General features: G+C 68.9%; 16 protein-coding genes. 7 read left to right on the top strand and 9 right to left on the bottom strand.

Going from position 1 to position 18,958, the window contains the following annotated elements; genetic code table 11:
* Window positions 1-19 precede the first annotated feature (19 nt).
* The 6 genes from AUL34_RS19515 to AUL34_RS19490 form a co-directional block, all read right to left on the bottom strand.
* Window positions 20-2,227 (bottom strand): xanthine dehydrogenase family protein molybdopterin-binding subunit, encoded by a 2,208-nt coding sequence (locus AUL34_RS19515; RefSeq protein ID WP_061937652.1) that lies wholly within the window; start codon window positions 2,225-2,227, stop codon window positions 20-22.
* Complete coding sequence (locus tag AUL34_RS19510; protein ID WP_061937649.1) at window positions 2,224-3,216, bottom strand: xanthine dehydrogenase family protein subunit M; 993 nt, start codon at window positions 3,214-3,216, stop codon at window positions 2,224-2,226. Before AUL34_RS19510 ends, AUL34_RS19515 begins: the two co-directional genes overlap by 4 nt.
* Window positions 3,213-3,734, bottom strand: coding sequence for a 2Fe-2S iron-sulfur cluster-binding protein (locus tag AUL34_RS19505; protein ID WP_061937647.1), 522 nt, complete (start codon window positions 3,732-3,734; stop codon window positions 3,213-3,215). Before AUL34_RS19505 ends, AUL34_RS19510 begins: the two co-directional genes overlap by 4 nt.
* A gap of 46 nt (window positions 3,735-3,780) precedes the next feature.
* Window positions 3,781-4,323, bottom strand: a complete 543-nt coding sequence (locus tag AUL34_RS19500; protein WP_061937644.1) for a TetR/AcrR family transcriptional regulator — start codon at window positions 4,321-4,323, stop codon at window positions 3,781-3,783.
* A 10-nt stretch (window positions 4,324-4,333) separates the two neighbouring features.
* The gene (locus AUL34_RS19495; protein ID WP_061937641.1) at window positions 4,334-5,845 is read right to left on the bottom strand and encodes an MFS transporter; all 1,512 of its coding nucleotides are present in this window, start codon (window positions 5,843-5,845) and stop codon (window positions 4,334-4,336) included.
* A gap of 465 nt (window positions 5,846-6,310) precedes the next feature.
* Window positions 6,311-7,207, bottom strand: coding sequence for a LysR family transcriptional regulator (locus AUL34_RS19490; protein WP_061937638.1), 897 nt, complete (start codon window positions 7,205-7,207; stop codon window positions 6,311-6,313).
* 72 nt (window positions 7,208-7,279) lie between these two features.
* Between AUL34_RS19490 and AUL34_RS19485 the strand changes: the two genes are divergently transcribed.
* The 4 genes from AUL34_RS19485 (at window position 7,280) to AUL34_RS19470 (ending at window position 13,596) form a co-directional block, all read left to right on the top strand.
* Complete coding sequence (locus AUL34_RS19485; protein ID WP_244492653.1) at window positions 7,280-8,062, top strand: SDR family NAD(P)-dependent oxidoreductase; 783 nt, start codon at window positions 7,280-7,282, stop codon at window positions 8,060-8,062.
* 18 nt (window positions 8,063-8,080) lie between these two features.
* Window positions 8,081-8,794 (top strand): SDR family NAD(P)-dependent oxidoreductase, encoded by a 714-nt coding sequence (locus AUL34_RS19480; protein WP_061937632.1) that lies wholly within the window; start codon window positions 8,081-8,083, stop codon window positions 8,792-8,794.
* 247 nt (window positions 8,795-9,041) lie between these two features.
* Window positions 9,042-11,225, top strand: a complete 2,184-nt coding sequence (locus AUL34_RS19475) for a DNA cytosine methyltransferase (RefSeq protein WP_061937629.1) — start codon at window positions 9,042-9,044, stop codon at window positions 11,223-11,225.
* A 79-nt stretch (window positions 11,226-11,304) separates the two neighbouring features.
* Entirely contained in the window at window positions 11,305-13,596 is a 2,292-nt protein-coding gene (locus AUL34_RS19470) for an AAA family ATPase (protein ID WP_192845795.1), read from the top strand.
* Between the two features lie 192 nt (window positions 13,597-13,788).
* On the opposite strand, the gene AUL34_RS19465 is transcribed toward AUL34_RS19470, so the two are convergent.
* On the bottom strand, window positions 13,789-14,532 hold the full coding sequence (locus tag AUL34_RS19465) for a DsbA family protein (protein WP_082653520.1): 744 nt from the start codon (window positions 14,530-14,532) through the stop codon (window positions 13,789-13,791).
* A gap of 87 nt (window positions 14,533-14,619) precedes the next feature.
* Window positions 14,620-14,943, bottom strand: a complete 324-nt coding sequence (locus AUL34_RS19460; RefSeq protein WP_061937623.1) for a hypothetical protein — start codon at window positions 14,941-14,943, stop codon at window positions 14,620-14,622.
* A 274-nt stretch (window positions 14,944-15,217) separates the two neighbouring features.
* On the opposite strand from AUL34_RS19460, the gene AUL34_RS19455 reads away from it, so the two are divergent.
* The gene (locus AUL34_RS19455) at window positions 15,218-15,529 is read left to right on the top strand and encodes a type II toxin-antitoxin system HigB family toxin (protein WP_019995510.1); all 312 of its coding nucleotides are present in this window, start codon (window positions 15,218-15,220) and stop codon (window positions 15,527-15,529) included.
* Window positions 15,520-16,719, top strand: coding sequence for an ImmA/IrrE family metallo-endopeptidase (locus AUL34_RS23130; protein WP_061937619.1), 1,200 nt, complete (start codon window positions 15,520-15,522; stop codon window positions 16,717-16,719). Before AUL34_RS19455 ends, AUL34_RS23130 begins: the two co-directional genes overlap by 10 nt.
* A 326-nt stretch (window positions 16,720-17,045) precedes the next feature.
* On the opposite strand, the gene AUL34_RS19445 is transcribed toward AUL34_RS23130, so the two are convergent.
* Window positions 17,046-18,401 carry an Nramp family divalent metal transporter gene (locus AUL34_RS19445; protein ID WP_061937616.1) on the bottom strand — a complete coding sequence of 452 codons (1,356 nt, stop codon included), beginning with the start codon at window positions 18,399-18,401 and terminating at the stop codon, window positions 17,046-17,048.
* Window positions 18,402-18,522: 121 nt separating this feature from the next.
* Here AUL34_RS19445 and mntR point away from each other — a divergent pair, with 121 nt between their 5' ends.
* A complete protein-coding gene (gene mntR / locus AUL34_RS19440) occupies window positions 18,523-18,951 on the top strand; it encodes a manganese-binding transcriptional regulator MntR (protein ID WP_061937614.1) in 429 nt (142 codons plus the stop codon).
* Window positions 18,952-18,958 lie beyond the last annotated feature (7 nt).

The following is an 18,958-nucleotide window of genomic DNA, read 5'->3' as shown; positions in this document are numbered from 1 at the left end:
GCGCCGCCTAACTTCCACGCTAGAGAAGCTTGTCCAGCGTGATGGGCAGGTCTCGGACGCGCTTGCCGGTGGCGTTGAAGACCGCGTTGGCGATCGCTGCGGCGACGCCGGTGATGCCGATCTCGCCGATCCCGCGTGCGCCCATCGGCGCCTGCGGATCGGGGATGTCGGTCCACATGACCTCGATCTCTGGGACGTCGAGGTGGGCCGGCACATGGTACTCCGCCAGGCTCGGGTTCATGATGCGCCCGGACCGTTCGTCGAACTGGGTGTCTTCCATGAGCGCGAGGCCGAGGCCCATGATGATGCCGCCCTTGAACTGACTGGTCGCCGTCTTTGCGTTCAAGATCCGGCCGCAGTCGAACGACCCGAGCAGGCGCGTGACCCGGACCTCGCCCGTCACGGCGTTCACGCGCGCCTCGGCGAACATCGCCCCGCAGGAATACATCGCCCATGTCTCGGCTTCGTCGGGCAGTGGCGCGCTCGCCTCGACGCTCAGTTCGGTCTGCGCCGCACGCGACAGGATGGACGCGTAGCTCTCGAAGCGGTGCGGGTCGTCCCGCGCCCCGAGCCCGCCGTCCATCGTTGCCACCTGATCGCTGAAAAGACCTGCCAAAGGGCTGTCGTTCCCGGCGAGCGTCAGAAGCTGGCCGATCAGGTCGGATCGCGCGGCCGCGACGCCCGCCGCGACCGAGGCCGTCTGCTGCGAGGCGGCCGCCAGGACAAGTCCCGGAAGCGTGGAATCGCCATAAGCGAAGGCGACCTGCGCCACCGGAAGCCCGAGCAGATCCGCGGCGATCTGCGTCTGCACCGTCGCCGTTCCCATGCCCATCTCGTGCGCCGCGACGGAGACGAGCGCCGTGCCGTCGCGGCGCAGGGTGATGCGTGCGGCGCCGCCGGGCATGCGGACATAGGGATAGGCCGTCGTCGCGCAGCCTAGACCGATCAGCCACTCGCCCTCCCGGCGTTCGCCGGGCGCTCGTCGGTCCGCCCATCCGAAGCGCTCGGCCCCGGTGCGGTAGACCGATCGGAAGTGCCGCGACGAGAAGGGCGTACCCTTGATGGGGTGACGCTCGGGGTCGTTGCGCAGCCGAAGCTCGATCGGGTCCAGCCCCATCCCGTGGGCGAGCTCGTCGATCGCCGACTCGAGAGCGAAGGTGCCCACGGCCTCTCCCGGACCGCGCATGTAGGTGTTCGCCACCATGTCGAGCTTCGCCGTCCGGACCTCGAGGAGGAAGCTCCGCGCCGCGTAGGCCGCCGACGTGCCAAGGGTGAACGGCTCGGCCATGCTGTTGTGGTCGGTCATCGCGACGGTGCCGGTATGGACGATCGCCTCGAAGGCGCCGTCGGCGTCGGCGCCGATGGCCATGCGCTGCTCGGTGAGCGCCCGCCCGCCCACGATCCGGTAGACGCCTTCCCGGGTCAGGACGAGCCGGACGGGCCGCCCCGCCAGCTTCGACGCCGCCGCGGCGAGGATCTGGTGCTCCCATAGAAGTTTCGATCCGAACCCGCCCCCGACGAAGGGGGAGGTCACGTGAACCTGCGTCTCGTCGAGCCCGAACACCTGCGCGATCGACCAGGCCGTATGCGTCACCGATTGGGAGGCGTCGTGTATGCGCAGACGGTCCCCATCCCAGGCGACCGTCACGCCATGCAGTTCGATGGCGTTGTGGCTGTGCCCCGGCGTCGTGTAGACCGCGTCGACCATGAACGGAGCCGCGCGCAGGCGCGCCTCGGCATCGCCGACGACGGTGCGAAGCCTTTCACCCATGTGGAAGCCGACCTCGCCCCCCTTCGGCTTCGCGCCTTCGAAAGAGGTCCGCGCCGGCTCGCCCGCGAACCGCACGGTCACCAGCGTGGCGGCATGATCGGCCTCCTCCTGCGTTTCGGCCAGCACCACGGCGATCGGCTGCCCGTTCCACCGGATCCGGGCATCCTGAAGGACCGGGAGGTCGTTGCCGCCGTTCGCCCGCTCGCTCGTGAGGAGTGCCGGTGTCGGGCGCATTCGGGGGGCGTTCTCGTGCGTCATCACCAGAACGACGCCGGGCGCCGCCTCGGCCGCGCGCGCATCCAGCGAGACGATGCGCCCCTTCGGGATCGTGCTGTAGACGAGCGCGGCGAAGACCATGCCGTCGATGGGGAACTCGGCGGCGAACCGAGCCTCGCCCCGGACCTTCACCGTGGCATCGAGCCGGTCGATGCCGGCTCCAATCGTGCTCGCGCTCACCGACGGGCCTCCGAATGCAGTTGCTCCAGGACGGCGATGATCGTTCGACGGGTGAGTTCGATCTTGAACCCATTGTCCCGCAACGGCTTCGCGTCGGACAGTTCAAGCTCTGCGGCCTCCCGCAGACGGTCGGGCGTGATCTCGCGCCCGAGGAGACATGCCTCGGCCTTGCAAGCGCGCCAGGGTTTGTGGGCGACGCCTCCCAGCGCGAGACGCAAGTCTCTGACCGTCCCGTCATCCGCCGTTTCGAGGCCCGCCGCGACGGACACGATCGCGAAGGCATAGGACGCCCGGTCACGGACCTTGCGATAGGTGGACGGCAGGGGACGCGCGAGCGCGGGTAGTTCGAGGGCGTGGATCAGTTCACCGGGACGCATCGCGGTTTCCCGGTCCGGCCGCTCGCCGGGCAGGTTGTGGAAGTCCGCCAGAGGCAGCGCGCGATAGCCGGAAGGCCCCATCAGGTGGACCACTGCGTCGAGAGCGGCGAGCGCGACGCACATGTCGGAGGGGTGCGTGGCGACGCATGCGTCCGACGCGCCGAGGACGGCATGGATCCGGTTGAACCCGTCGCGCGCGTCGCAGCCTGCCCCGGGCGACCGTTTGTTGCAGGCGGCGGCGGCGTCGTAGAAGTACGGGCAGCGGGTGCGTTGCAGGATGTTGCCGCCGACGGTCGCCATGTTGCGGATCTGCCCGCTGGCCCCCGACAAGATCGCCCGGGTCAACATGGGGTAGCGCTCCCGGACCAGGCGGTGCTCGGCCAATGCCGTGTTGCGGGTGGCCGCGCCGATCAAAAGGTTGCCGTTCTCCAGTTCGGTGATCGTGGCATCGAGGCCGCTGACGTCGACGAGCGTGCCGGGGCGCTCGATTCCCTCGCGCATGAGGTCGACGAGGTTGGTGCCTCCGGCGAGGTACTTCGCGCCCGGATGGGAGACGATCGCGCGAACGGCATCGTAGGCGTCGGAGGGACGACGGTAGTCGAACGGCCTCATCGTGCGCTCCCGCCTTTCCGGTCACCGGCGAAGGTGTCGGCGATCGCATCCACGATCCCGTTGTGGGCGCCGCAGCGGCAGAGGTTCCCGCTCATGCGTTCTGCGATCTCCTCGCGCGTCAGTTCGATGGCCCGCCTCGCGACGTCGGCCGTCACGGCGCTCGGAAGCCCGCGCACCGCCTCCGCCGCCATGCCGATGGCCGAAAGAATCTGCCCCGGCGTGCAGTAGCCGCATTGAAAGCCGTCGCGTTCGACGAAGGCCTCCTGGAGAGGATGAAGGCCGTCTCCCGTCGCCAGACCTTCGACGGTCGTGACCGTCCGCCCTTCGTACTGGACCGCGAGCGCGAGGCAGGACAGGATGCGGCTTCCGTCGACGAGGACGGTGCAGGCTCCGCAGGCGCCCTGGTTGCACCCCTTCTTCGTACCGGGGAGACCGAGCCGGTCACGAAGGAGGTCCAGGAGCGAGACCCGCGCGTCGGCAGGCACATCGTAAGCTTTGCCGTTGATCGAGATCGGCATGGGACCTCCGCTGTTCGATGGACTGCGCCCGTTCTCCACGCCGTCGTCACGCGTCGCCGTCGAGAAGGTCCGTCAGGCGGGCGATGACGTCCCGGCGCAGCTCCCGCGACACCGGACGCGACGAAAGCGCCTCGTGCATCCAGAGCCCGTCCGCAGCGAGCCGTGCGATGAACCGCTTCATCGCGGCGTCATCGCCCGGGACCGGGAAGGGCGGCGCCCAGCGATCGATGACGTCCTGCCAGAGGTCGCCCAGCTCCTTGTTCTCGCAGCTCTCGAGCATGAGGAGAAGTTCGACCCGCCGCGCGGCCTTCACAGAGACGTTGACGTAGGCCAGGTGGCGCTCGGCCTCGCTGGCCTCGGCCGCGGTCTTGCCGGCGCTCGCGACCAGCTCCCGCTCCCATTGGTCCGCTAGATGTTCGTGCGTCGCCTGGATCAGGGCTTCGCGCGACGGGAAGTGATAGAGGAGCCCGGCCCGGGTCATGCCGATCTCCGCCGCCACGGCGTCGAGGGTGACGGCGGTGAGGCCGTCACGCTCGATGATGGTCACGACGGCTTCGAGGACGTCGTCGCGCTTGCTGGCTCTGGCCATCTCGTGCTCCTCAATGGACCGTCTGGTAGGCGGAGGATTCAGACCCCGGCCCATAGTCGCGCAGGAGAACGGCCGTTACGACCGATCCGGCCGCCAAGACCGCCGCCGCCGTATAGAGGACGACGATGTAGGCGTTGTCGAAGGCCGTGCTCGCGGCCGAGCGCAGGCTGTTGCCGCCGCCGGCCATCGCGTTCGCCGCCTCGATCGCCGCCGCCATGTTGTCGCTGGCGATGATCGGCGAGCCGTCGGGAAGAATGACGTTCACCGTGTAGAGGTAGGCCAGCAGGCTGCCGAGGATGGTGACGGCGAACAGGCTCCCGAACTCGTAGGAGACCTCCTCGACCGACGAGGCCATGCCCGCCCGGTGGACCGGGGCGTTGCCCATGATGGCGGTCGAGGCGACCGACATGCAGGCGCCGACGCCCGCACCCATCAGGAACAGCCCTGCGATCAGCCAGCCGAGACCGTGGTCGATACCGTAGGTCGCGAGCAGGATCGAGACCGAGCCGACGGCCATTCCGCCCGCGATCAGGAAGCGCAGCCCGATGACGTGGAGGTAGGCACCGCCGAGGATGGCTGTAGGCAGCGACCCCAGGGCGGCGATGGAGACAAGGAGGCCCGCCTCCAGCGGCGTCCAGCCCTCGACGAGCTGAAAGCGCTGCGTGGTCGCGAGCTCGACGCCGCCGATGGCGAAGAGGGAGAAGGCGGCCGCGAACGTGCCCGAGAGGAACGCGTTGTTGCGGAAGATGGAGAAGTCCAGCAGCGGGTAGGTCATGCGGAGCTGGCGCCGCGTGAAGACCGTCGCCGCGACGACCGCGATGCCGAACGCCGCGACAGGCGTGACCCATGAGCTGCCCGCGTGGGCCATCTCCTTGATGGCTATGACGAGCGCCGAGAGCGCCACCAGGGCCTGGAGCGAGGAGACGACGTCCCACGGCTGGCTCGGGTCGCCCGCGATCTTCGGGGCCACCACGAGGGTCGCGAAGAACGCGACGACGACGACGGGCACGTTGATGAGGAAGACGGAGCCCCACCAGAAGTGGCCGAGCAGGAAGCCGCCGACGATCGGACCGAGCGCGGCGCCGACGACGGAGAGCGAGCCCCAGATGGCGATGGCGATGTTGCGCTCGCGTTCGTCCTCGAACGTCACCCGGATCAGGGCGAGCGTCGCCGGCATCATGGCCGCCGCGCCGACGGCAAGGAAGGCACGTGCCGCGATCAGGGCCCCGGCCGAGGGCGCGAACGCGGCACAGAGCGAGGCCAGACCGAACAGCACGAGGCCAACCAGGAACATGCGCCGATGGCCGACGCGGTCGCCGAGCGTGCCGGCACCGAGCAGGAGCCCGGCCATGACGAGCGGATAGGCGTTGATGATCCAGAGGCCTTGGGCCGCAGATGCGCCGAGCTCGCGTGTGAGGGTCGGCAGCGCGGTATAGAGAACAGAGTTGTCGAGGGTGATGAGGAGGAGACCCGCGCCGACTGTCAGGAGCAGGAGCCACCGGTTCGAATGGGTGGAGGTCATCGTTACGCCATCGGGGTTGTTCGTCCCATAACTTTACTAACTAGTTTGTAAAGTTTCAACCCATTTATTTATGTCGCGCGTCGCGTCGGCCCGTGCGAACGGCAGTTCCTCCAGCCTGCATTCGGCATCGCCGCCTCGGCCACGGTTTTCGGCGCCCGGATGAGGCCGCTGTTCGCGGCCGAGCTGGTGCTCTTCCTCGTCGGCGTTGGGCTGGCGATCAGCTAGCAGCGTGCTGCCAAGCAGGTGATCGAGGCTGCGCCCGCACCTGTTCGTTGATGTCCGGTTCCGGGTGCGGAACGGCAGTGATCCGAGCGACCGGGAAGGGTCGGAAGTGGTAGCAGCCGTCTGTGTGCCTCGTGATCGACGTCGAGCAGAGCGGTTGCTTTTTCCCCGAAACGGCTTGCATCCGGAACGGCTTGCATCCGGCGGCCCCGGTACGCCTGCCCAACCCATCCGTCCGATGCTTCACCTTGTCGCCTTCACGGTATCCACGAAGGCCCGGAGCGCTGGGGACATATGCCGCTGCTGCGGATAGCAAAGGAAGAACCCGGGGAACGGCGCCGACCAGGTCCTGAGCAGCGGTACGAGCCGCCCATCACGAATGAACGGGGCAACAGCTTCCTCGACCGCGAAGGCGATGCCAACGCCGTCAATCGCGGCGGCGATGCCGAACTCACGGCTGCTCGCGATCAATGGTCCGTCCACGGCGACCGCGAACCACCGACCACAGTCGTTGAACTCCCAAGCGTAGGGCGCCTTATGCCCCGGCCAACGCCAGCGGATGCAACGATGGTTCGGGAGATCTCGCGGCGTCGTCGGCGCCCCAAAAGTGGCTAGGTAGTCGGGCGAGGCGACGGCAATCTGGCGCAGCTCCGAACCGAGCCGGATCGCGACCATGTCGCGCTCGACCGTCTCTCCGAGCCGGATGGCAGCGTCGAAACCGTTGGCGACGATGTCCACCACGTTGTCGTCGAGCGTGACGTCGAGGACGACCTCGGGATAGTCCCGCGCGAACTGGGCCAACAGCGGAGCCAGGAAGAGCTCGGCTGCAATGCGGAAGGCGTGGACGCGGACCGTCCCTACGGGCCTTCCATCCGTGGCGCGAAGCCGTTCAAGCGCAGTGCCGAGATCCACGATCGCCGGGCGAATCTGCTCAAACAGCATTCGACCGGCCTCCGTCAGCGACACGCTGCGCGTGGTGCGGTTGAGAAGCTGCGTGCCGACACGCTCTTCCAGCCCTCGCACCGATTGGCTGAGTGACGATGGCGACACCCCAAGCACTTCGGCGGCCCGGCTGAAGCTCAACGTCTCGGCCACCGCCGCAAAGGCGCGAAGAGCGCCGAACTCACTACTCGCCAGCATGACCACGACCGATTGTTTAGCGGAGCTTACAGCCGAACGTAGGAGATCGCCGATTATCGCCTAGGGCGGACGTTGCTACCCATCTGGCCAAGGAGATCGGGTATGACAACGAATAAGCTGAACTTGGACGGCCAGGTTGCCGTCGTCACCGGCGCCGCCCGCGGAATTGGGCGCGCCACCGTCGACCTGTTGCGGGCTCGCGGAGCCCGGATCGTCGCCAGTGACATCCGGAACACCGTTCGAGACCTGGAAGGGTCGGACATCGCAACCCTTGTCGGGGACGTCGCCGACGAGGACGTTGCGAAGCAAACGATGGCGCTCGCAACGCAGCGCTTCGGTCGCCTCGACATTCTGGTGAATAACGCCGGGCGCACGCTGAACAAACCGCTGGTCGACACAAGCGTCGCCGATTGGGACGCGGTGATGACGACGAACGCCCGCGGCGCCTTTGTCCATTCACGCGAGGCTGTCAGGGTCATGGCGGCAAGCGGTCGTGGTGGGGCAATCGTCTCGGTGGTCTCCGTCGTCTCGGCCGTCGCCATGAAGGAACTGGCCGCCTACGCCGCTTCGAAGGGAGCGGTCGCCCAGCTCGTTAAGGTGATTGCTGCCGAGTACGGCAGGCACGGCATCCGCGCCAACGCCGTCGCGCCAGGGGTCGTCGAGACAGACATCCTCGAGAGCACAGGTGTTGCCGACAGCCGCGCGACGCTCGCCACCTTTGGCGACATGCACCCGATCGGCCGCGTCGCGCAGACCGACGAGATCGCCGAGGTCATCGCCTTCCTAGCCTCACCTGCCTCGAGCTTCATGACCGGCGCGCTGGTCATGGCCGACGGCGGCTACACCGCCATCTGAGATCTGGAGGCCTGTTCCATGACAAATACCATCCTGATCGTCGGGGCCGAGCGCGGCCTTGGTCTCGGCTTGGCCGAGCAGTTCCTCGTACGCGGCTGGAGCGTCGTCGGCACGGCACGGGTTGGCGCCGACACAAGGGCTCTTCGGGCTCTCGGCGCGGACGATCCAGCCCGTCTGTCGCTGGCTGTAATCGATGTGACCAAGCGCAGTGATATCGCGCCGTTGCTTGATGAGCTCGGCGATCGACGGTTCGACGTGGTCTACTTCAACGCCGGTATCTTTGGGCCGGTGCACCAGAGCGTGACGGTGGCGACGGATGACGAGTTCGCTCAGGTCATGCTCACCAATACGTTCGGACCCATCCGGCTGGCCCATCACTTGCTGGATCGGCTGGAGCCGGACGGCACCTACTGCTTCATGTCCTCGCACCGCGGCAGCACCGCGATCAACCTCGAGGGAGGGCTGGAGCTCTACCGGGCGAGCAAGGTGGCGTTGAACATGCTGGCGCGCGGACTTTGGGCGACGAACCGCGACCACGGTCCTCGTGGGCTGACAGTGTTGTCCATCCATCCAGGCTGGGTCCGGACCGCGATGGGCACGCTGGACGGGACGGTCGAGGCGGAGATGGACCTTGAGCCGAGCGTTCGGGGCATCGCCGCCGTCGTGGAGCGTCACCGCGGCTCGGGAGAGAACTTGTATCGCGACTGGGAGGACAGACCGCTCGACTGGTGAGTTGAGAGCGTCTGTCCCACGAACGTCCGCTTCCCAGATTGCTCAGCCCGTTCAGGAGTGTCTTCAACGGGTCGAGACCTGCCGTGCGCAACCAGTAGGCGCTTCACCTTTTACCGTAAAAATGTGCTCCCCTCGGCGGTTGGCGCGTTATCGGTTGTTCGCCATCCCTAAACCTTTACGGACCACCTTCCCGGGCCCTTAGGGACCCACGGTTAGCTTCCCGTCTTGGGCAAGGGAGCGAATCGAGATGGCAAGGAAGTCGATCGATGAGAAGGTCGCTGCGAAGCGCGCGGCCGACCGCAAGGTCGCGGTCCGCCTTCAAAAGCTGAAGGCAACCGTCACCTCGCTCGGCAAGCGCGGCCTGGCGGACACGTTGGCCGCCGGGGCGGCCCTCGAGGAAGCGGCGGAGCTCCTCCACGGCGGCTTCACGGGATGGGTCCGAGAGGAGTGCGGCATCGACCCGCGGACGGCCCTGAACTTTCGGAAAACATTTCGCGTCCTGAACCACAGGAAGGAGTGGCTGCTCGAGAAGGGCGTCGCGCCCAGCGTCGCCGTCACCCTCGCGTCCGCCCCGCCCGAGGGCCGGGAGCGCGCGTTGGCCGAGATCGAGGCAGGGCGCAGGCTCACGGCGGCCGACGCCAAGCTGCTCGTCCGGGTCGCCGCCGAGCAGCACGCACCGCCCGCAACCGACCTGAAGCCGCTGGAGCGTGCCGCCCGCGCGTTCTCCGGCCACGTCGTGGCCGAGGCGCGTCGGATCGTCGGCGCCGCTTCCTTGACGGACAACATGGACGGGGCGGCGCTGGACGACCTCGCGGCCGCGGCACGAGACCTTCGACCTCTCGTGGCCGCCCTGGACTGCGACGGTTCGGGGGCGAACCTAGCCAACATCGAGGCGTTCGTCGCGGCGCTAGGTTCGTTGGCTTCCGCCGATGGCCCGGACGGCATCCGCATCGCGGCGGCGGACCTGGTTCGATCTACCCGCCTCACGACACCGGACGCTGCGGCCGAAGCCGCGCCCGTTGCCGTCGATCCCCCTCCGGCGGGCGCCGGGGCGCCCCGGCCCAGGATCACTTGCGTGTCGTCTAGCTTCAAGCACGGTCTGACGGCGTTTGAGCTCTGCGCCGGCGGCGGCGGCCAGGCTGCCGGGCTTGCCAAGGCCGGCTTCCGCCACGTGGGCCTGCTCGAGCGCGAGGCGGCGCCATGCGAGACGCTGCGCGCCGCCTTCGGCCCCGAGCATGTCATCGAAGCCAGCCTGGTCGGATACGAGCCGCGCGACGTCGGGCCGGTCGACCTCCTCGCGGGAGGGGTGCCGTGCACCCCCTTCTCGCAGGCCGGCAAACAGAAGGGGGAACACGACGACCGCGACCTCTTCCCCGAGGCGCTCCGGCTGGTGAAGCGGCTGCGACCCCGCGCCGTCATGCTCGAGAACGTCAAGGGCATCATGTTTCCGGTGAACGACGGTTACCGTGCCCGGATCCTCTCCAAGCTTTCGCGCATGGGCTACCAGTGGGACTGGTGGGAACTGAACTGCGCGGACTTCGGCGTGCCGCAACGGCGCAACCGAGCGATCCTCGTCGCCTTCCGGGAGCCGGCCGCCTGGGCCCGCTTCCGGCGGCTCGAGTCCATCGGCAACTTCGCCGAGGAACCCGTCACGATGGACGTGGCCCTCGAGTCCTACCTTCGGTCACGTGGCTTCGTTCCGACGCCGGAGCTGCTCGAACGGATGCAACGCGTTGCGCCGACCGTGATCGGCGGCAGCCTCCAGAAGCAGAGTTCCGACCTCGGGCAGGAGAAGACGCGGAAGGAGTGGATGAAGATGGGCTTCGTCGGAAAGCGCTGGGGGGTCGCCGCGCCCGGCCACGAACATGTCGGCGACGTCATGCCGACGAACGAGATGATGGCGCTCTTGCAGGCCTTCCCGGCAGGCTGGCCGTTTCGGGGCAATTCCCGCGACATCAACCGCCAGATCGCCAACGCTCTCCCGACGCCCGTCGCGTTCCGCCTCGGCCTCGCCGTCGCAGAGGCGCTGACGGGCGAGACGTTCGATCCGATGGACCAGGTCGTTCACGAGGCGATGCGGTGGAACCATGTCCCGCGGATCCGCCCCCGTCCGCCGGAGTCCATGCAGGAGGCACCGCCTCCGGACGCCCGGTCGGCGGGCCCCCGCCTGGAGATCCCGCTCGCGAAGCTGCGCGAGGCGTCGTCGATGGGCGAACCGGAGGGCGTCAGCCGCTACGCAAGGTACTCGGATGAAGACGTGGACGACCACATCGTCGACGGGGAGGACCACGACATCGACTACGACCGCCTCGGCCTCCGGTTCGGTCCCTGGCCCAAGGACCTTTGGGAGCACCAGAGGAAGTTCGGACGCCTCGGACGCCGGCCCCGCGATCGGGACATTCACGGGGCACCCTCCCGGAACTGTGGATAGGACGGCGGCGGCGTTACGGAAGCCCCCGACACTTGGAATAGTGCTGGCCGACCCGTCCGCCGTTCCGAGCCGCGCCGCCATGCTGAAGAAGATCGTCATCAACAACGTCGGCGTGCTGAAGGCCTTCAGCACGCCCGGCAGCCCCCGGCTCGAGCGGCTGACGACGATCCACGCGAGGAACGGCCGCGGCAAGAGCACGCTCACGGCCATCCTGAGGGCTGCCGGGGACGGCACCGCCGAACCGGTGGTCGGCCGCCACTCCTTCGGCAGCGACCGACCTCCCGAGATCATCCTCGCGAGGGACTCGGGAACGGTCCGTTTCGCCGGCGATCGCTGGTCGTCCCGGCTGCCCGTCGAGGTGTTCGACACGCACTTCATTTCCGAGAACGTGCACGCGGGGGAGATGCCGGACCTCGAGCACGACCGCGGGCTCTTCTCGGTGATCGTGGGGCGCGACGGCGTCCGCCTCGGCAGGCGGCTCGAGTTCTTTTCCGGGGCGGCCAAGCGCACGGCGGCCCGCCTGAAAGCGGCCGAACAGGCCCTCGCCCTCGACCGTCCGAGCGACATGCCGCTGGCTGACTTCGTCGCGTATGCGGCGGACGGGGAGTTGGACGAGCGCATCGCGGCGGCCGAGCGCTCCCTGCGGTCCGCGCGACAGGCCGAGCGCGTGTCGAAGCTGGCCGAGCTGGCCCCGCTCCCGCTGCCGACGGTTCCCGCGGCGGTCGCCTCCGTCCTCGGGGCGACCGTGGCGGAAGTCGACACCTCCGCGCGGGAGCGGCTCGCCGAGCACTTCCGCAGGTTCGGCCTCGGGAAGGCCGGCGGCGAGTGGGTGCGCTTCGGCCTCGAACACGTGCATGGGGACGCCTGCCCGATGTGCGGCCGGGACGGCGTCGACGAGCAAGGGCTCGTGACCCTGTACGCCGCCGTCTTCAGCGAGTCCTACCGGAACCACCTCGGCTCCGTCGCCGCGGCAGCGGATGCCGTGCGCGACGCCCTCGGCCCGCCGGCGCGGGACCGCGCGGAGCGGATCCTTGCCGGCAACGGGACGCTGGTCAGGGACTGGGCCGAGTTCCACGACACGTCCGGCTTCGCGCTTCCCGACGTCTCGGCGGCGCTGGTCGACCTTGCACGCGCGCACGAAGCACTGTCCTCGCTCATGGAGACCAAGCGCGCGTCCCCGCTGGAGCCCGTCGACGCGCAGGACGTCGTTGGAGCCTGTCTGGAGGCGGTCGGACGGGCGGCGGCGCGGGTACGGGAGTACAACGAGGCCGTGGACGTGGCGAACGCCTCGCTTCGCGGGCGCCGTTCCGTCGAGGCAATCCCGGAGGCCAGGGCGGTCGCACTGCTGCGCGACCTCACGAAACTGCGCGACCGACTGGACCCCGGCGTGGCGTCGCGGATCGCCACTTACGAAAGGGTCCGGCGACGCGACGAGTGCGCACGCCGCATGCGCAAGGTGGCGCAGGACAGGCTGAAGGCGGCGAACCTCGACGCCTCCGAGCACTACCACCGCCGGGTGAACCACTATCTCGACCGCTTCGGCGCCAAGTTCGCGATCTCCGAGATCACCAACAGCATGGCCGGGAACGCCGGCGCCTCGGACTACGGCCTGCTCGTCCGCGGCACCCCGGTCACGCGGGGGCGCGGCCGTGACCGCCAGTCCGAGGGCACACCGAACTTCCGGAACGCCCTGTCGACGGCGGACAAGACGACGCTGGCGCTCGCGTTCTTTCTTGCCAAGCTCGATCGCGACCCCGACCTCGCCGGCCGCATCGTCGTCTTCGACGACCCTCTGTCGAGCCACGACAGCCATCGCAGGACGCGAACGGTCGAGGCCCTGCGCGAGCTGGGGACGCGTTGCCGGCAGATCCTAGTCCTGTCGCACGACGAGCGGTTCGTACGCGAGCTGTGCAGGGCGTGCCACGCCATGAGCCCGGTGACCTACCAGATCGAGTTCGAGGGTCCCGAGCAGTGGTCCGTCGCCAGGAGTGTCGACGCGGACGACCTCTGCCGAGGCGACCACGCGATCTCCGTCGATGCGTTGAAGGCTTTCCACGAACGCCGCGGAGGCGACCCCGCGACCGCGGTGATGCATGTCCGCAGGGTGCTGGAGACGCACTTCCGGCGCGCATACTCAGGCTGGTTCGGTCCCGTCGACGACCTCGGGGCGATCGTCGACTCAATCAGGAGGGAAGGTCCGACCCATCCCTGCTCGCCGCTTCTCACCCGCCTCGATGCCTGCAACGCGGCGACGCGCGAGCGCCATCACGGGGAGGACGCCCGTCTCGGTTCGCGGACGGCGGTCGACCCGGACGAGCTGGGCGGCATCGTGGGGGACGCCCTCGTCCTGATCGGCGCGGTCAGGAGCTAGGGGCTCGGAGAGCTGCCGCAAGCCGTCTGGAAGCGCGCCCCCATCATGACGGGCGTTCGACCGCGGAGCCCTCGTGGCCGCGAACCCCACCGGGAGTCAATCGCCGCCCGGGAGGCACTAGGCCTCCGGGGCGGCGTCGACGGGAGGGGTCCGCCGATCCGACGTCGAAACCGGCTGCGGGGCTTCGAGCCCTCACTCGGCCGCCGCGTCGAGGATCGCCGCCATCTGCTCGAGCGGAAGCGCCCCGCGGTACTTCCTGCCGTCGATGAAGAAGGTCGGCGTGGAGTCGACGCCGAACTCGTTCGCGCCGCGGTCCTTCGTCGCCACGACCTTCGCCTGTAGGTCGGCGTTGGAGAGACATGCCCTGAAGCTCTCCTCCGTGAAGCCCGCCATGCGCGCGATCGACAACAGCCTGCTCGCCGCGTCGTCCGCATGCGCCCAGCTCTCGGACTGGGCGAAGAGGGCGTCGACCATGGCCGTGCGCCCGTTCTCGCCCGGCGTGCAGCGCGCCAGCATGGAGGCGGCGACCGCGCGCGGGTCGAACGGGAACTCGCGCACGATCAGCTTGGCCTTGCCCGTGTCGAGGTAGTCCCGCTTGAGGGTCGGGTAGGTGTTGGCGTGGAAGGCCGCGCAGTGGTCGCAGGTCATCGAGGCGTACTCGACGATGGTGATCGGCGCGTCCTCGCGACCGATGACCACGTCGGGAAGCACCTGTCCCGACATCAGGGCGGCGACGTCGACCTCGCCCTCCGCCGCGGGCGCCGCGGCAGTCCGGGCGACGGATGTCGCCGCTGCGGCTGAGGGCACGTCGCCGGCCGCGACGACGGGCGGTGCGTCCTCGTCCGAGCATCCCGCGAGCGCGAGGAGAACGATGCCGAGGGCGGGCACGAGGGATCGGTGCGCGCGCCGACGGGCGCCGCGAACGGTTCGGGTCATGGGAATGGTCCTGGATGCGCGCGGGCGGCCCTCGGGCGGCGGCGCGGGGAGACGGAAACGGTGACGGTCCGGCTATGGGGCCGGGGTTCAGGCCCGCGTCCGGTCCGGCGGGCGCTCGTCTGGCATCCGGTCGCGGCCGAGGAAAAGGTCGGCCGACAGGTGGCCGACGCGCGCATCCGAGAACGCGCGCGACCCGAGATCCGGACGGCCGTCCGTCACGAGGCCGACGCCGCAGTGCACGTCGTCCGGCGACGCGGCCCCGTCCGATCCGCCCGTAGCGTCGGCATCGTGTGCCCCGGCCTCGGACGCGGCCGTCACCGTCTCGGCGCAGCCGGGCACCGCCGCCATCCCATGGACGAGGGAGGCGAACAGGGAGGCCAGCAGGACGAGCGTGAGCGCGGCGAACTTCATGCGCCCCATGATCCCGACCGGAGCCGCGCAGTCAACAAGCGACCCGACCGATACGGGCGCGCCAGCGTCGCCGCCTTTTGCCCACGCGCGCCGGCCGCGGCCCTTTACCCGTCCGGCCCGATCGGGCACCGTCCTCGGGTCGCCCGCGCCAGCGCGCATGTCCCCGCTCGGATGCCCGTCCATCCGTTCCGGGGAAAACGCGCGCACGACACGGAACATTGCTCCCTATCAGGGAATTTCGACATTGTGCCCTGTGGGGGAACCCTATATCGATATGCGTGTCCTCTCCAAGAAGACGCTGAGGGAGTTCTGGGAGTCGGAGCGCAAGCACGCCGTCTCGCAGGGACCGCTCGAGGCATGGCACCAAGAGGCGCTGGCCGCGAGCTGGCAGAACCCGAACGACCTGAAGGCGACCTACAAGAACGCGAGCGTCCTGAAGGGCGGCCGGGTGGTTTTCAACATCAAGGGGAACGACTACCGCCTGATCGTCAGCATCAACTACGCGGCGCAGATCGTGTTCGTATGCTGGGTCGGGACGCACGAAGACTACGACGAGATCGACGCGGAGACGGTACGATGCACGTGAGGCCCATCAAGTCCGAGAGCGACTACGAGACCGCGCTTGCGCGGGTCGGCGACCTCATGGCGGCCGAGCCGGGGTCGCCCGAGTTCGACGAGCTGGAAGTGCTGTCCACGCTGGTCGATGCGTGGGAGGCGAAGCACCACGCGATCGCGCATCCCGACCCGATCGACGCCATCGCCTTCCGCATGGAGCAGGCTGGCCTGCGCCAGCGCGACCTCGTCCCGTTCATCGGCAGCGCGAGCAAGGTGTCCGAGGTCATGAAGCGCCAGCGGCCGCTGACGCTTGCCATGATCAAGAACCTGCACTCGGGGCTCGGCATCCCGGCGGAGGTGCTGCTGCGCGAGCCCGCACGCGGCCCCGGCAAGGATGCCCTCGACCCGGCGCGCCTTCCGTGGGGCGAGATCGTGAAGCGGGGATGGCTCCCGGGCTTCACGGGAACCACGCGGGAAGCCCGGTCGCGTTGCCACGAGCTCGTGGCCTCCCTTGTCCCGCAGTCTGCCGGATCCTGCCTCCAGCCCGCGCTGTACCGCAGGTCGATCCGCGGCGGCGCCGCCATGGACGACCATGCCGTCACGGCGTGGACGTCGAGGATCGTGTCGCTGGCCTGCGCCCAGACGCTGCCCGGCAGGTACGAGCGCGGCGTCGTCGACGAGGGCTTCGTGTCCGGCCTCGTGCGCCTCAGCTTCCTCGACGACGGGCCGCGGCTCGCCCGCGAGTACCTCGGCAAGCACGGCATCCACCTCGTCGTCGAGAGGCACCTTCCGAAGACGAGGGTCGACGGCGCCGCCACCGTGCTGCCCGACGGCTCCCCGGTGATCGGGCTGTCGCTCCGGTTCGACCGCCTCGACAATTTCTGGTTCTGCCTTGCCCATGAGCTGGGGCACGTCGCCCTGCATCTCGGCGAGGGCGGGGACGAGTGGTTCGTCGACGACCTGGAGTCCGAGGCCGAGGGCGGGGAAAGGTCCCGCGAGGCGGAGGCGGACGCTTGGGCCCTCGAGGCGCTGATGCCCGCCGACACCTGGGCCTCGGCCAGCTCGGTCCGTCGCGAGGCGGAAGTGCTGACGCTCGCCCGCAAGCTTTCCGTCAGCCCGGCGATCATCGCGGGACGCATCCGCTTCGAGCAACGGAACTACAGGCTTCTTAACGACCTGATCGGCCAAGGCGAGGTGCGCCGCCAGTTCGGCGTAGCCTGACGCAGCCGGGCACTCGAGGGGTGGGCGGCGGTCGCTCCGCCGCCCACCCCAACGGCTACCCATTCGGGGAGAGCATCCACGCGTTTGGTGCCGCTCAGCATGCGCTCTAGCCCGTCAGGACGTTGCGCTGCTCGATCGCCGACTCGAGCCAATGCCTGCGTGCGCTCGCAGGATCTGCCAGGACGGGGTGCGGCTCCGTCGGCCGCATGGCGGACTCCCATCAAGAATCCGCACCGCCCACCGCGACCCCGCCCTCCAATGCCGCGTCGCTACCGTAGCGGGAAACGCGGCAAGGTCCCGAAGGCCCGGGGCGAAACGACGGTGGGTCAGTGCGACCGGGCTCCGAGGAGAAAATCGAGGAGCAGCTTCACGTTCAGAAGCGCGATGGCCACCGCTATGACCAGCGCAAGAGCCGACAGCCAGCGCGGGGCCACGAGGTCTCCCATCTTGCGACGGTCCATCGTGAACATGACCAGCGGGAACACCGCGAACGAGAGCTGGAGGCTGAGGACGACTTGCGTGAGGATCAGGAGCCGGGCGGTGCCCGCGTCCCCGAACCAGATCGTCACGGACGCGGCGGGCACGATGGCGATGACCCGCGTGATCAGGCGCCGGAGCCAGGGCGCCAGCCGGATGTCGAGGAACCCCTCCATCACGATCTGCCCCGCCAGCGTCGCGGTGACGGTCGAGTTGATGCCGCAGCACAGGAGGGCGATGCCGAAGAGCGTCGGCGCGACGGCGGCCCCGAGGATCGGCGCGAGCAGGCTGTGGGCTTCGCCGAGCTCGGCGATCCCCGTGCGACCGGACGTGTGGAAAGCCCCGGCCGCCAGGATCAGGATCGACGCGTTGACGAGGAGCGCGAAGCACAGCGCGACGGTGGAGTCGATGGTCGCGAAGCGCAGCGCCTGGCGCTTCTCCGGCAGGGTCGAGCCGTAGTCGCGGGTCTGCACGATGCCCGAATGGAGGTAGAGGTTGTGCGGCATCACGGTCGCGCCGAGGATGCCGAGGGCGAGGTACAGCATCTCGGGGTTCGAGACGATCTCGCTGGTCGGTGCGAAGCCCCGGATCACGTCGCCCCAGTTCGGGTCGACCATGGCAATCTGGACGGCGAAGCAGACCGCGATGACGCCGAGCAGCGTCACGATCAGCGCCTCGACCCAGCGGAAGCCGAGCCGCTGGAGCCATAGGATCAGGAACACGTCGACTGCGGTGATCAGGACGCCGATCTCGAGCGGGATCCCGAACAGGAGGTTGAGGCCGATGGCGGTGCCGATGACCTCCGCGATGTCGGTGGCGACGATGGCGATCTCGGCCAGGAACCAGAGGGGCAGCGCGACGTAGCCCGGGTATGCGTCGCGGCAGGCCTGCGCGAGGTCACGGCCGGACGCGATCGCGAGGCGCGCGCACAGGGACTGCAACACGATCGCCATGACGTTCGACAGGAGCGCGACGAAGAGCAGCGTGTAGCCGAAGGCGGACCCTCCGGCGATCGAGGTCGCCCAGTTGCCGGGATCCATGTAGCCGACGGCAACGAGGTAGCCCGGACCGAGGAACGCCGCCGCCTTGCGCCACGGCGGCGCGTTGCGGTCGACGCGGACGGTGCGGTGCACGTCCAGGAGCGACCCGTCCCCACGGTCCCGCTTCCACCCGGCATCGTCCACGCCTTCGTTCGCACCGGTCATCGTTCCGCGCCTCGTCCCGAGATCGCATAGATTTGTTTCACGACACAGGGTTTGTCCAGTGACAAACTTTGTGCCCGAGGCCGCAGAATGCTAGCGTTCGCGGCATGGACGGGAACAGGCGATGACGGTCGAGCGAGACGAACCCGGGACGGTGCCCATCGCCGCGCGGTTCGAGCGCGTGCGCAAGGCGAACCAGTCCGAGCTGTCGGAGGACTACGTCGAGATGATCGACGACCTGATCGGCGAGTTCGGGGAGGCGCGGGCGACGGACCTGGCGGAGCGCTTCGGCGTGTCCCCGGGCACCGTCGCGCGCGCGGTGCAGCGCCTCGCCCGCGACGGGCTCGTGGAGTCCAAGCCCTACAGGGCGATCTTCCTGACGACCGAGGGCAAGGAACTCGCGGAGCGGGCCAGGGAGCGCCACCGCCTGGTCGTCGACTTCCTTGTCGCGGTCGGCGTCGCGCCGCACGCGGCCGAGATGGACGCCGAGGGAATCGAGCACCACGTCGGCCAGGACACCCTTGAAGCCTTCCGCAGGTTCCTGTCGCGCTGACGGCGGT

The sequence above is a fragment of the Aureimonas sp. AU22 genome, from assembly GCF_001463745.1.
In the GTDB taxonomy this organism is placed as follows: Bacteria; Pseudomonadota; Alphaproteobacteria; order Rhizobiales; family Rhizobiaceae; genus Aureimonas.
The sequence above is the reverse complement of the archived record's forward strand: the minus strand, read 5'-3'. Positions and strand labels throughout refer to the sequence as shown.